The sequence below is a fragment of the Exiguobacterium sp. s181 genome, assembly GCF_018617125.1.
GTDB classification, from domain to species: Bacteria; Bacillota; Bacilli; order Exiguobacteriales; family Exiguobacteriaceae; genus Exiguobacterium; species Exiguobacterium profundum.
The window spans coordinates 39,309-53,486 of the sequence record NZ_JACSJM010000007.1; the positions used below are offsets into that span (position 1 = coordinate 39,309).

The 14,178-nt window shown below is 49.0% G+C and carries 14 protein-coding genes and 1 other annotated feature; all 14 genes read right to left on the minus strand.

All coding sequences use genetic code 11. From position 1 onward, the window contains the following. Positions 1–135: 135 nt before the first annotated feature. The 14 genes from KNO70_RS15270 to KNO70_RS15335 all read right to left on the minus strand — a co-directional run bounded on the left by KNO70_RS15270 (position 136) and on the right by KNO70_RS15335 (position 13,986). Entirely contained in the window at positions 136–675 is a 540-nt protein-coding gene (locus tag KNO70_RS15270) for a YacP-like NYN domain-containing protein (RefSeq protein WP_012727695.1), read from the minus strand. Beyond that, positions 672–1,421: a 23S rRNA (guanosine(2251)-2'-O)-methyltransferase RlmB gene (gene rlmB / locus KNO70_RS15275; RefSeq protein ID WP_078147956.1), complete on the minus strand. Its 750-nt coding sequence runs from the start codon at positions 1,419–1,421 to the stop codon at positions 672–674. Before rlmB ends, KNO70_RS15270 begins: the two co-directional genes overlap by 4 nt. Before the next feature lie 109 nt (positions 1,422–1,530). Further along, the gene (locus KNO70_RS15280; protein ID WP_074035355.1) at positions 1,531–1,935 is read right to left on the minus strand and encodes a Mini-ribonuclease 3; all 405 of its coding nucleotides are present in this window, start codon (positions 1,933–1,935) and stop codon (positions 1,531–1,533) included. Further along, on the minus strand, positions 1,932–3,329 hold the full coding sequence (gene cysS, locus KNO70_RS15285; RefSeq protein WP_078147870.1) for a cysteine--tRNA ligase: 1,398 nt from the start codon (positions 3,327–3,329) through the stop codon (positions 1,932–1,934). The genes KNO70_RS15280 and cysS overlap by 4 nt, the downstream gene beginning before the upstream one ends. Next, positions 3,298–3,987 carry a serine O-acetyltransferase gene (gene cysE, locus KNO70_RS15290; RefSeq protein ID WP_012727699.1) on the minus strand — a complete coding sequence of 230 codons (690 nt, stop codon included), beginning with the start codon at positions 3,985–3,987 and terminating at the stop codon, positions 3,298–3,300. Before cysE ends, cysS begins: the two co-directional genes overlap by 32 nt. A 51-nt stretch (positions 3,988–4,038) precedes the next feature. Next, positions 4,039–4,246 (minus strand) — a binding site (T-box leader). Then, positions 4,246–5,703 carry a glutamate--tRNA ligase gene (gene gltX, locus KNO70_RS15295; protein ID WP_214812811.1) on the minus strand — a complete coding sequence of 486 codons (1,458 nt, stop codon included), beginning with the start codon at positions 5,701–5,703 and terminating at the stop codon, positions 4,246–4,248. It overlaps the preceding feature by 1 nt. Positions 5,704–5,748: 45 nt before the next feature. Continuing rightward, a complete protein-coding gene (gene ispF / locus KNO70_RS15300; RefSeq protein ID WP_012727701.1) occupies positions 5,749–6,222 on the minus strand; it encodes a 2-C-methyl-D-erythritol 2,4-cyclodiphosphate synthase in 474 nt (157 codons plus the stop codon). After that, positions 6,219–6,899 (minus strand): 2-C-methyl-D-erythritol 4-phosphate cytidylyltransferase, encoded by a 681-nt coding sequence (gene ispD / locus KNO70_RS15305; RefSeq protein WP_214689596.1) that lies wholly within the window; start codon positions 6,897–6,899, stop codon positions 6,219–6,221. The genes ispF and ispD overlap by 4 nt, the downstream gene beginning before the upstream one ends. 55 nt (positions 6,900–6,954) lie before the next feature. Then, the gene (locus KNO70_RS15310; protein WP_078147872.1) at positions 6,955–8,019 is read right to left on the minus strand and encodes a PIN/TRAM domain-containing protein; all 1,065 of its coding nucleotides are present in this window, start codon (positions 8,017–8,019) and stop codon (positions 6,955–6,957) included. Positions 8,020–8,133: 114 nt separating this feature from the next. After that, entirely contained in the window at positions 8,134–9,510 is a 1,377-nt protein-coding gene (gene radA / locus KNO70_RS15315) for a DNA repair protein RadA (protein WP_012727704.1), read from the minus strand. Between the two features lie 56 nt (positions 9,511–9,566). Next, a complete protein-coding gene (locus KNO70_RS15320; RefSeq protein WP_078147873.1) occupies positions 9,567–12,002 on the minus strand; it encodes an ATP-dependent Clp protease ATP-binding subunit in 2,436 nt (811 codons plus the stop codon). A gap of 24 nt (positions 12,003–12,026) precedes the next feature. Then, positions 12,027–13,070: a protein arginine kinase gene (locus KNO70_RS15325; RefSeq protein WP_214758703.1), complete on the minus strand. Its 1,044-nt coding sequence runs from the start codon at positions 13,068–13,070 to the stop codon at positions 12,027–12,029. Next, complete coding sequence (locus tag KNO70_RS15330) at positions 13,070–13,504, minus strand: UvrB/UvrC motif-containing protein (protein ID WP_214758705.1); 435 nt, start codon at positions 13,502–13,504, stop codon at positions 13,070–13,072. The genes KNO70_RS15325 and KNO70_RS15330 overlap by 1 nt, the downstream gene beginning before the upstream one ends. A gap of 5 nt (positions 13,505–13,509) precedes the next feature. Next, the gene (locus KNO70_RS15335) at positions 13,510–13,986 is read right to left on the minus strand and encodes a CtsR family transcriptional regulator (protein WP_012727708.1); all 477 of its coding nucleotides are present in this window, start codon (positions 13,984–13,986) and stop codon (positions 13,510–13,512) included. Between the last annotated feature and the right edge of the window lie 192 nt (positions 13,987–14,178).

Sequence of the window (14,178 nt, forward strand, 5' to 3'; positions counted from 1 at the left end):
GTCAAACAAATTTCTAAAAATTCCGTCAATTGAATACTGTGTAACTCATATATTTAATAGTATACAACATTCCTTTGCAAAAAAATGTCAAAATCGAAACAAAGACGAGTCCATTTGATGAACTCGTCCGTGATTTCAATCACCTTTTGATTTGCGACGTCGCATTTCTTCAAACTTCGCTTGAATATGCGGTGGAATATCAATCGTCTTCCGATTCGCTTGTTCTTTCTCGAGCGACACGCGCTGTTGTTCAATCAATGTTTTCGCATGCTTCCAATCTTTCAACAGTTCGGTTGCCGGGACGCGCAATGCGCCTTGACCAAAGATGACCCACTGCTCCGTGAAATCGTTCGTCGCGACGAATAATGTAATGAGCCGGTCATCCACTAATTCATGGGCACGCCGCTCAATCCATTCGTCCGCCGTCTCATTCTCTTTCGTATAGACAACGTCGACCCGACTCCGCTTCTCTTTGGATTCACGACCATAACGCATATGGGCGTCAAACACGATGGTGACCTCTTTGCCGGACACAGCCTGATATTCTGCCATCGCCTCAATCAACAGATTACGTGCTTGTTCAAAATCTACGTCGCGGAGACTTCTCAAGTGAGGCCACGCGCCGATGATATTATATCCGTCGACAAGAAGGAGCTCACGCTTCAGGATACTCATGCCAATGGATGACGTGAGCGATGCACCTCATACAGGAGGAGCGCCGCTGCAACAGATGCATTGAGTGACGTGACATGACCGACCATCGGTAAATGAACAAGGAAGTCGCACGATTCGCGCACGAGTCGGCTCATCCCTTTGCCCTCACTTCCAATGACCACAACGAGTGGCATATTTCCATCCAATCGACGATAGTCCTGACTTTCTTTCGCATCGGTCCCGACGACCCACAATCCTTTTTCCTTCAACTCTTCAAGTGTCCGTGTCAAGTTCGTCACACGCGCCACCGGAATATGCTCAATGGCCCCGGTCGAGGCTTTGGCAACCGTTTGAGTCAAACCGACCGAGCGACGTTTCGGAATGATGATCCCATGTGCGCCAACAGCATCGGCGGTCCGTAAAATCGAACCGAGATTGTGCGGGTCTTCGAGCTCATCTAGTAAAATGAAGAGCGGTGTCTCATCTTTCGAAGCTGCGAGAGCGAACATGTCTTCGACTGTTTTGTATTCATAAGCCGCAACCGCCGCAACGACTCCTTGGTGATGTTCACTGCCAGCCATCTTCTCAAGTTTCGTTTTTGGGACGAATGACACTTGGACCGATGCTTCGTTCGCCATCGCGATAATTTGAGCGAGTGGTCCCTTTTGCTGACCTTCCATAATGAATACTTTATTCATATCCCGACCACTTCGCAGTGCCTCGAGTACCGGGTTACGACCGTAAAGGAAGTCAATCCCTTCCTCCATCACATCGACTTCCTTATAGTCAGGGCGTTCTGCCTTTTGGCGACGCGCGCGATCTGGTCGTTCCCCACGAGGGCGGTCAAACGTTCGTTTCTCCGCTCCCCGATTTCCGTCATGTCGTTTCGGTCGACTCGGCTTCGAGTCGTTCGAACGCTTGTTTGATGAGTTCTTCAAGACGATCCCTTCTTTCTGTCAAATAGATATACCCAATCAATGCCTCGAACGCCGTGGAATAACGATACGTGTGCACATCGACCCGCTTTGGAACCGATCCGGATTTCGCATTCTTTCCACGTCTGACGACAGCCTGTTCCTCTTCTGTCAACGCATCCGTCTCTAACCAAAATGTCACGACGCTCGCCTGCGCTCGTGCATTGACGTAGCGGACCGCACCCCGGTGTAAGTCATTCGGGCGCGTCAATCCTTTCTCGAGCAGGCGTCTCCGTACAGCCATTTCGTATACCACGTCTCCCATGTAAGCGAGCGCAAGGGCATTCATTTGTTTCGGTTGCATCATAACCGCTTCCACCGAACCCCTTGGGCCGTGTCTTCGAGTTGGATGTGTTGTTCTTTTAGTAAATCACGAATCTCGTCAGCCCGGGCAAAATTACGTGCCGCCCGTGCGTCGTTCCGTTCTTGAATCAATTGGTCGATCTCGTCATCCAATAGTTCTTTTTCTTCTGCCAACGTCAAGCCGAGGACACCCGTCAATTCATCAAATAGCGACAGGACCTGTTCTAGCGTCGCTTTGGCCACATGATCGGCCTTCGCATAAATGTTCGCTTCCCGTGCCAAGTCAAAGAGGACGGTCACGGCGTTGGCCGTATTGATATCATCATCCATTGATTCGATGAAAGACGCTTTGATGGATTCAAGCTTCCGTTCCATCGACTCGCTCGCCTCTCCAAGTCCAGCTGTGACCGACAAGCGATATTCAATATTCTGATAGGCTTCCTTGATTCGGCTCCAGCCGTTCGCCGCTTGTTCAATCAATTCTCGGCTATAGTTGATCGGATGACGATAATGTACAGACAACATGAAGAAGCGCAGGACCATCGGGTCGACTTCTTTCAACGCCTCATGGACGAGGAGGAAGTTTCCGAGCGACTTAGACATCTTCTCATTTTCAATGTTAATGAAGCCGTTATGCAACCAATAGTTGGCGAACTTCGCATGGTTGCAAGCTTCTGACTGAGCAATCTCGTTCTCGTGGTGTGGGAATTTCAAATCATGACCGCCCGCGTGAATATCAATTGTTGTCCCGAGATGTTTTTTCGCCATCGCCGAGCATTCGATATGCCAGCCCGGACGTCCTTTGCCCCACGGACTATCCCATGATGGTTCATCCGGTTTAGCCGCTTTCCATAAGACGAAGTCGAGCGGGTCTTCTTTCTTCTCCCCGACATCGACACGTGACCCGGCCCGCAAATCTTCAATCGATTGCTGGCTCAATTTTCCGTAAGTCTCAAACTTCTTCGTCCGGAAATACACGTCTCCTTCTGATTCATAAGCGAACCCTTCCGTCTCTAATTGACGAATGAATTCGATGATTTCTACCATCGTATCGGTAACACGCGGATGCACGTCTGCCGGTTGAACGTTAAGTGCCCCTGTATCTGCTAAATATGCCTCTATATAGCGATTCGTCAGCGTCTCCGTGTCTTCTCCTAATTCATTCGCCGTACGAATGATCTTGTCATCCACGTCTGTGAAGTTCAAGACGTATTTGACCTCGTACCCACGATACGTCAAGTAGCGACGAACCGTATCGAAGGCGATCGCCGGACGGGCGTTTCCAACATGAATGTAGTTGTAAACGGTCGGACCGCATACGTACATCGATACTTTACCCGGAACAATCGGGACAAACGGTTCTTTTTTATTCGTGAGACTGTTGTACAGCTGAATCATGTGTCTTCTCCTCCATCCGCTTTTCAAGCGTTGCTAATTTTTGTTGTAGTTCATCCACTGCCGCTTCTAAGCGTTCTTGGCATTCGCGGTCCGGATCTGGGAAACGATGATCTAGATCATGTTGCTTCACACGCTTACCGTTTCGGATGACGACACGACCTGGAATTCCGACCACGGTCGAATCAGACGGCACATCGTTCAATACGACCGAGCTCGCTCCGATTTTGACGCAATCGCCGACCGTGATGTTCCCAAGTACTTTCGCCCCCGCTGAAATAAGCACGTCACTCCCGATTGTCGGGTGACGCTTCCCTTTCTCTTTCCCCGTTCCACCCAGGGTGACGCCTTGATAGATGGTGACGTCATTCCCGATAATCGCCGTCTCACCGATGACGACACCGAAACCGTGATCGATGAACACGCGGTCCCCAAGGACTGCCCCCGGATGAATTTCAATCCCGGTCAACCAACGACTGAACTGGGCTAATAATTTGGCCACCAGTTTCACGTTACGTTTCCATAATCCGTGCGCGATGCGGTGTGCCCATATGGCGTGAAGGCCTGGGTAAGTCAGTGCCACTTCTACTTTCGAACGAGCGGCAGGGTCTAGTTCCAGGACAGTCCGCAAGTCTTCGCGTACACTGCTCCAAAATCCCATAATCGATATCTCCTTTTCTTATACAAAAACAAAGACGCCCCTGTGCCAAGGCACAGAGACGCCGTAAGCGCGGTTCCACTCTGTTTGGGAAAATGCGTTCCCCTCTCAAGTCTCGTTAACGCCGAGTCACGGCCTCGACTACATATCGCCGAGACGGCTCCGAGGTGCACTTCTTCGGGGGACACATCTAGAACTCCCAGCCTAGGTTCTAGTCTCTGCAACGTGTCGTACCGCTTACTTTCCTCATCGATGCCTTTATTACGCTAATAAAGTTGTCAGACGCTTCACCACACGCTCTTTTCCGATTAACGAAATGGCGTTCGGGAGTTCCGGTCCATGTGTTTGCCCTGTCGTAGCGACACGGATCGGCATGAACAAGTTCTTCCCTTTTTGACCGGTCGCTTTTTGCGTCGCTTTCGTCGCCGCTTTAATCGCTTCCGGTGTGAAGTCTTCGATTGCTTCGAGCTGCTGTTTGAACTCTGCAAGAACAGCAGGTACCGTTTCACCTGAAAGGACAGCGTTCGCTTCCTCGTCATACTCGATTTCATCTTTGAAGAACAAGTCTGTCAACGCGACGATTTCTGCTCCGTGCGTCATTTGTTCTTTATACAATGCAATCAAGTTTGTCGCCCAATCCGCTTCCTCAACAGATACCGCCTCGGGTAATCGTCCTGCTTCTTGTAAGAATGGTAAACTGAGTGCCACCACTTCGTCAAGCGTGGCCTTCTTCATGTATACACTGTTGATCCAAGAAAGTTTTTGTTGGTCAAAAACCGCCGGACTCTTCGACAAACGTTTCGCATCAAACATTTCAATGAACTCTTCTTTTGAGAAGATTTCTTCTTCCCCGACGGGTGACCAGCCAAGGAGCGAAATGAAGTTGAAGAGCGCTGCTGGCAAGTAACCAAGATCCGCATATTGTTCGATGAACTGAATAATCGATTCGTCCCGTTTTGATAACTTCTTATGTTGGTCATTGTAGATGAGCGTCATGTGACCGAATTCAGGATAGTCCCAACCAAGTGCGTCATAGACCATCATCTGTTTTGGTGTGTTCGCGATATGGTCGTCCCCACGCAACACGTGACTGATCTTCATCAAATGGTCGTCCACGACAACTGCGAAGTTGTACGTTGGAATGCCGTCCTGTTTCACGATGACCCAGTCACCGAAATCTTTCGATTCAAACGAGACGTCTCCTTTGACGACATCTGTCCATTTATACGTCACGCCTTCCGGCACACGAATCCGAATAGACGGTTTACGCCCTTCCGCTTCAAACGCTTCACGTTCTTCAACAGTGAGGTTACGGTGCGCACCCGAGTAACGTGGTGCCTCCCCACGTGCGATTTGTGCTTCACGCTCTGCTTCAAGCTCCTCCGAGGTCATGTAGCATTTATAAGCAAGGCCTTTGCTCATCAACTCATTGACGTATTTTTCATAAATCGCAAGACGCTCCATTTGATAATATGGACCGTAGTCTCCGTCACGACCTGGACCTTCATCCCAGTCGATGCCGAGCCATTCCAAGTATTTCATCTGACTCTCGACACCGTTCAACACATTCCGTTTCTGGTCAGTGTCTTCAATCCGAAGAATCATTTTTCCGCCAGCATGGCGAGCAAATAAGTAGTTAAACAACGCAGTCCGCGCATTTCCGATATGGAGATGCCCCGTCGGACTAGGCGCATAGCGTACACGCACTTCACTCATAATAGTTCCACCTTTCTTCTCTTCTGCCCAAATAGTATACCATTTCTGTCAAGCCCGGTTGAGTAAGATGACCGCTTGTGCTGCGATTCCTTCTTCGCGTCCGGTGAAGCCCAATTTCTCCGTCGTCGTCGCTTTCACGTTCACCTGCTCGATGTCCGCTTCAAGAAGTTCAGCGATGACCGCTCGCATCTCATCAATGTAAGGACGAAGTTTCGGACGTTGTGCCATGACCGTCGCATCTACATTTCCGAGAACGTACCCTTGGTCTTTCACGAGCTGCCAGACGTGACGGAGCAATACTTTCGAATCCGCATCTTTAAATTCCGGATCCGTATCCGGGAAGTGCTTTCCGATATCACCTGCCGCAATTGCTCCAAGTGCCGCATCGGCAATGGTATGGAGTAACACGTCCGCATCAGAATGACCGAGCAGTCCGCGCTCATGTGGAATCTCAATCCCTCCTAAGATTAACGGACGTCCTTCTGCAAATGCGTGTACATCAAACCCTTGACCAATTCTCATTGTAATTCCTCCTTCGCTAAAATCGCGTCGCCGAACAATAAATCTTCGGGCGTCGTCATTTTGATGTTGTGATAGTCCCCAAGGACCACTTGTACCGATTCACCGAGCCACTCGAACAAACTGGCATCATCCGTGCCCATTACTTGTTGTTCGACCGCTCGTTCATGTGCCGTCAAAATGGCTTTCGCCTGAAAAGCTTGCGGCGTTTGCGCCAACCACAGGTTTTCACGGGGAACGGTGCGTTCGATGTGATGATCTTCGACTTGTTTGACTGTGTCCTTTACGGGAACCGCCAAGATGGCACCACCTTGCCGTGCCGCTTCAGCCACTTGATGCAACTGTTCACGTTTCACAAACGGACGGGCACCGTCATGAATCATCACAATCGTATCGGGTGCAACAACCTTCAGTCCTGCATGGACACTCTGTTGTCGTTCTTCCCCTCCTGCTACGTATGTAACCGGCGTCTTCATCTGTGACGTTATCTCCTCGAACCAGTCCCGTTCTTCCGGCCGGATGGCTAACACAATTCGTTCGCACCACGGATCGGTATCGAACGTCTGTAACGTCCAAGCGATAATCGGTTTGTCACGGAGTGTCAGCATGAGCTTATTCGCATCCGCACCCATCCGTTTCCCTCTCCCGGCAGCCGGGATGACAACTGTATAAGCTACCATGTAAATACCTCTCTTCGTGAAAAAAGAGAGCGCTCTCGCGTCTCTTTTTGATCCGTTATTCCGGACGGGCAAAAATCATACGTCCTGCAGACGTTTGTAAGACACTCGTCACAACGACAGGGAGCGTCTTCGAAATCAATTTACGTCCGCCCTCCACGACGACCATCGTCCCGTCCTCAAGGTAAGCAACCCCTTGATTCTGTTCTTTTCCTTCTTTAATAACTGTCACGACCATCTCTTCACCAGGAATGACAATCTGTTTGACAGCGTTCGCCAAATCATTGATGTTCAAGACCGGTACATTTCGAACCTCACACACTTTATTTAAGTTGTAGTCATTCGTAACGACAATCCCGTTTTTCAGTTCAGCCAGTTTGATCAATTTGATGTCGACTTCCGGTACATCTTCAAAGTCTCCATCATAGATCTCAACCTGGATGCGCTTGTTTTCTTGAAGTTCCTTCAAAATGTCCAGTCCACGACGTCCACGATTCCGCTTCAACGTATCCGATGAGTCGGCGATGTATTGCAGTTCGCCGATGACGAATTGTGGCACAATCAATGTCCCTTCCACGAATCCAGTCGTCGCAATATCCGCGATTCGACCGTCGATGATGACGCTCGTGTCTAAAATCTTATCATTCGAGCGTTGGACTGGTTCAGCCGCAGGCTTATCCCGTTCACTCTTCACAAATAGTTTGATCCATTCGTTACGCTTCCGATAGCCGACCGCGAAACCAAAGTAACCAAACAGGGCCGTGACAAAAATCGGGACGATTTTACTCAGTAAGAAGATATTCGTGACTTCAAGCGATACACTGATCAAAAAGGCAATCAAGAGCCCAATGATAAGACCGATCGAACCAAATAAGATATCCCCTACGGGTAAACGGACGAGCCGTTCTTCGACAAAACGAATAAATGCAACAACACCATCTGTTAAGAATAAACTAAGAATGAAGAAGATAAGTCCACCAATCAAACTTGCTACGTATGGAATCGTTAACCACTCCGGCACATTCATGCCAAGGTCTGCTAATAAAAGCGTCGCTTCGATGATTCCGAACCAACCCACGACGAGTCCAATCAAAATAAATCCGATTCGTACAGCAATCTTCACTCATTCCACCTCCTTCTATATGAAATAAAATTTCAAAAAATAACACTTTCATTGTAACACGATTTTTTCAATCACGTTCGTTACAAAGCGTTAAAAACTGCCAGTGGCGACCCGTTAGAACGGAATCGCCAACTGGAGTGCTTCGTCCACTGTCCCGACCCCGACGACTTCAATCCCTGCCGGAGCGGTCCATCCCCCCATGTTGTTTTTCGGGATGATGGCCCGTGTAAAACCTAGTTTCGCCGCCTCGGCGACACGTTGCTCGATTCTTGAAACCCGTCGCACTTCCCCGGTCAATCCGACCTCACCGATGCAGACATCCGTCGGACGGGTCGGACGATCGCGGAAACTCGAGGCGATTGAGATACAAATCGCAAGGTCAATCGCCGGCTCGTCCAGTTTGACGCCACCGGCTGCTTTCAAGTACGCATCCTGCGTCTGAAGCAAGAGACCGGAACGTTTCTCAAGCACGGCCATGAGAAGCGCGACTCGGTTTTGATCGATGCCCGTTGCCATACGTCTCGGGTTCCCGAACGATGTCGGAGAGATGAGTGCTTGGAGTTCCACGAGTACCGTCCGTGTCCCTTCCATTGAGGCAACGACGGTCGAGCCTGATACGCCCGCGGTGCGCTCCTCTAAGAATATTTCGGACGGATTGAGCACTTCCTCAAGCCCGCTCTCTTTCATCTCGAAAATGCCAATCTCGTTCGTCGACCCAAAACGGTTTTTCACCGCCCGTAAAATACGGAACGTATGATGACGTTCCCCTTCAAAGTAAAGTACCGCATCGACCATATGCTCGAGTAAACGAGGACCAGCAATCGATCCTTGCTTCGTCACGTGACCGACGATGAAGACGGCGATCCCTCGCGTTTTCGCAATTTTCATGAGGGCGGCCGTACATTCTCGAACTTGCGACACGCTCCCTGGCGCTGATTGAATCTCATCCATGTATACCGTTTGAATCGAGTCAATGATGACAAATCCGGGTTGCTCCTCATCAATAACCCGTTCAATCATCAACATGTCCGTCTCAGCGAGTACGAACAAGTCATCCGTTGGTAAGCCGAGCCGTTCCGCACGCAGTTTCGTCTGTTTGAGCGATTCCTCTCCCGAGATGTACAGCACCTTTTTACCACTATGGGCTAAGTGAGCGCTGACCTGTAGCAAGATTGTTGATTTCCCAATCCCTGGGTCCCCTCCGACTAAGACGAGTGAACCTGGGACAATTCCTCCACCGAGCACGCGGTCAAATTCACGGCTATTCGTATGCACACGCGTCTCTTCTTGTGAGACGACGTTTGCTAAACGTTCCGGTTTCAATTGTCGCGATGAACTATGCACAAAGGCCGCTCCACGTTTGGCCTTCTTCTCTTCTACAAACTCTTCGACGAGCGTATTCCATTCATTACAACCCGGACAGCGTCCCATCCACTTGGCTGATTCATATCCGCACGATTGGCAGACGTATTTCGTTTTAATTTTGGCCATAAGTTCCCTTCCTGTCTAAAAAAAGCTCCCTCTAAACGACGAGGGAGCTGAATGATTTACTGAACTACACCTTCGTTACGAACGACGAACTCTCCATCTTGTACGTCGAGCGCAACTTTACTGCCTTTAGCGATTGTACCGCCGAGCATCGCTTCTGAGAGACGGTCCTCCACTTCCCGTTGAAGGGCACGACGGAGAGGGCGAGCCCCGTATTCCGGATCGTAACCGACATCGGCAATTTTATCGAGTGCCGCATCCGTCAAGCTGAAATCAACACCTTGCTCGGCGAGACGTTTCTTAAGTGTCTCTGCCATAAGTTTGATGATTTCTTGAATGTGCTCTTTTTGAAGTGAATGGAATACTGTGATTTCATCAATCCGGTTCAAGAACTCAGGTCGGAACGCTTTCTTCAATTCCTCGAGCACTTTGTCCTTCATTTCTGTATACTCACGTTTCACATCATCTTCCACTGTGAATCCTACATATTTGTTTCGTTGAAGCGCTGCGGCTCCGACGTTAGACGTCATGATGATGACGGTGTTTCGGAAGTCGACGGTGCGACCTTTCGAATCCGTCAAGCGACCGTCGTCTAACACTTGAAGCAAGATGTTGAATACTTCTGGGTGCGCTTTTTCGATTTCATCGAGTAGGATAACCGAGTACGGTTTCCGACGCACTTTTTCAGTCAATTGACCGCCTTCTTCGTAACCAACATAACCAGGAGGCGAACCGACGAGACGGCTCGTCGCATGTTTCTCCATGTACTCGGACATGTCGATTCGGATGATGGCATCTTCATCGCCAAACATCGCTTCGGCAACTGCACGGGCGAGCTCTGTTTTCCCGACTCCGGTCGGTCCGAGGAAGATGAATGACCCGATTGGACGTTTCGGATCTTTCAATCCGGCCCGGGCGCGACGGATGGCGCGGGAAATGGATTTCACCGCATCGTCTTGACCGATGACACGGTTGTGAAGAATCGATTCGAGTTTAAGGAGACGGTCTGTCTCTTCTTCGGCAATCTTCGTGACCGGTACACCTGTCCAGTTCGCAACAACTTGAGCGATATCTTCTTTCGTCACTTCAAGTTTTTCGTTCCCTTGCTTGTTCTGCCACTCTGCTTTCAACTCTTCTAACTCATCGCGTAACTTTTGTTCCGTATCGCGAAGGGAAGCTGCTTTTTCAAACTCTTGGCTTTGAACGGCAGAGTCTTTCTCTTTACGAATCGATTCGAGACGGGATTCCAACTCTTTCAAATTCGGTGGTGCCGTGAATGAGCGAAGTCGTACTTTCGATGCCGCCTCATCGACGAGGTCGATCGCCTTATCCGGCAAGAAACGATCTGAGATGTAACGGTCTGAAAGGACGACCGCCTCGTGAATCGCCGTATCTGTAATCGTCACACGGTGGTGTGCTTCATAGCGATCGCGTAACCCGAGTAAGATTTGTTCAGCTTCTTCTGTTGTCGGTTCGTTCACTTGAATCGGTTGGAAGCGGCGCTCAAGCGCTGCATCTTTTTCGATGTACTTCCGGTATTCATCAAGTGTAGTCGCCCCGATACATTGAAGTTCGCCGCGAGCCAATGACGGTTTGAGGATGTTCGACGCATCGATTGCACCTTCTGCACCACCCGCACCGATCAATGTGTGCAACTCATCGATGAAGAGAATGACGTTACCGGCTTGACGAATTTCATCCATCACTTTTTTCAAGCGATCTTCGAATTCACCACGATATTTCGTACCTGCGACGAGTGTACCCATATCGAGCACCATGACGCGTTTGTTGCGAAGCGTTTCAGGTACCTCGTTGTTGATGATTTGCTGAGCGAGACCTTCGACGACCGCTGTTTTCCCGACCCCTGGTTCCCCAATTAGAACCGGGTTGTTCTTCGTCCGACGCGACAACACCTCGATGACACGTTGAATTTCGCCTGCGCGTCCGATGACCGGATCTAAACGAGACTCGCGCGCTTGTTGTGTCAAATCGCGTGCCAATCCGTCAAGCGTTGGTGTTGCGGCGCTCGCCCCAGGTTGCGAAGCATTTGAAGACGACTCCGTGTTCCCGAGAAGTTGTAACACTTGTTGACGTGCTTTCGTCAAACTGATTCCAAGGTTATTGAGGACGCGTGCCGCGACCCCTTCTCCTTCGCGAATCAATCCTAGAAGGATGTGTTCCGTTCCGACGTAAGAGTGTCCCAATTTTCGAGCCTCATCCATCGAGAGCTCAATGACCTTTTTCGCACGCGGTGTGTAATGAATCGTCGACCCGTTCTCCGAACCGCGACCAATCAATGATTCTACTTCTTGTTGGATTTTTTCAGAGGTCAATCCGAGGGCGAAGAGCGCTTTTGCCGCAATCCCTTCTCCTTCACGAACCAATCCTAATAAAATATGTTCTGTACCAATATTATGATGGCCAAGACGTACGGCTTCCTCTTGTGCTAAAGCTAATACGCGTTGTGCTCGTTCTGTAAATCGTCCAAACATCATTGACATAACCTCCTTATAGTTGGATCAAACTAAGCCTTGATCTAACGTTCGACGAACAAGTGTCGCTCGTTCTCGATCTCGTTCTTGCGTAGATAATGTTTTCCCGAAATGTTTTTGTAGAAAACCTGATTGTAACCGAACGATGAGTTCATGAAACTTCGGCGGACTCCAATCAGACAAAATTCCTAGGTCACTCGCTAAATGTAAATCAGATAGCCGCTCAATGGCTTCGGTAGAAGAAAGAAGTTTGGCATATCGTAAAATACCATATGACCGATAAAACCGATCCTCTAATTCTTCTTGTCGATGTGCGATGAGCTCTTCACGCGCATGACGTTCTGCTTGAATCACTTGTTCTGTCACTTCCATAAAGTCAGCTAACAGCTGTGATTCATGACTGCCCAATGTCCGCTGATTTGAAAGCTGGAACAACCGTCCTGCCGCATCGCTACCTTCTCCGTAACGACCTCGAATCGTATAGCCAAGTTTTCGAAGCTCTCGCAAAATGGGGCTGATTCGACCCGTTAACGTGAGTCCCGGTAAGTGTAACATGACCGAGGCCCGGAGTCCGGTTCCGATATTGCTTGGGCATGTCGTCAAGTAGCCTAACTGTTCGTCAAAGGCGTAGGAGAGTGATTCTGCGCACAATGCGTCTACTTGATTCGCTATTTCAAACGCCTCTTTCACTTGATAACCTGGGAGTAAGGTCTGAATTCGTAAATGATCTTCTTCGTTAATCAACACACTGATGGTTTCATCTTCACTTAAAAAGACTGCACTTTCTTCGTTTGCCGCAACGGCCGGACTAATCAAGTGTTTCTCCATCAACGCCTGCCGGGTGACTTCATCATAATCACGCATATGAAGATATTCAAATCCCTTTAACCCACGTAACCGCCCTTCGAGACGATCACACAGTTGACGTTCTCCTTCTTTAGAGAGGACCGGCGAAAACACAGTGTCTTTGACGTTACGTGCCAGTCGGATTCTTGTGGAGACGACCAGGTCATCCAATTTGGCACGCTCTTTCATTTTTGGACCAAGTGGATGTGTTAGGAACGTTTCCATTAGACATCACCTTGCCCTTCTAATTGCTTCATTTCTTTTTGAATACGTGCTGCTCGTTCATAATCTTCTTGTTCGACAGCGCGGGTCAACTCCCCTGCCAACTTTTCGAGTCGCTCTTCGATTCGTTCATGAGGTGTACGTAACTGGTCAGGGACCGAACCGATGTGATGATCATGTCCTTGTTGATATTGACGTGTGATTTTAATCAGTTCATCACGAAATACGGTATAACACGTAGCACATCCTGCTTTTCGTACACGTAATAAATCTTGGCGCGTCATCTGACAGGTTGGGCAACGCTTTACGACCGGGACATAGCCCGTCATAAGTTCTACCGTACATTGTCGACATAGCCGTTTTTTTACGGGCACGTCCTTTTCCATGACAACGACTTCATTGACAGCCGGTCGTTGTTTACAACGTTCGCATAGCATACGACTTACCCTCCATTACGATAACGAAGTACTTTCATCAGCGCGAGTAGTTGTTGACGTCGAATATAGGAGCGATCGTCAACTTGTAAGTTCAATGCTTCATCTGATAAGAGATGATAAATCAACTGCGCCTCTTGTTCGTGCATCATCTGTTCTTCAACCAATCGAATCAGCACATTTTCAACGAGCTGTTCGTTCAAACGTGGATGTTCATGAATGACATCCATCAAACTAGAGAGAACATCTTGTTTTTCGTGTAAAATGACGCGTCGAATACGAATATATCCGCCACCGCCACGTTTACTTTCTACTAAATATCCTTTTTCGACGGTAAAACGTGTGTTGATGACGTAATTAATTTGGGATGGGACACATTCGAATCGTTGTGCGATATCTTGACGTTTGATTTCAATCGCATTTGCCTGACTTTCCTTCAAGACTTGCTTCAAATACTGTTCGATGACATCCGAAATATTTCTCATCTCCACCACCCTCTGACCATCTTTGACTTTTGACTATATTTTATCATTGATTTAAAAAAAGGCAAACGAAAAGCGATGCCTCTATGTCGAGAGCATCGCTAAAACAAAAAAACGACCGAGCGTATGCTCGGTCGTCCTCTGCGTTGTTGCCTGGCAACGTCCTATCCTCACAGGGGGAGATCCCCCAACTAC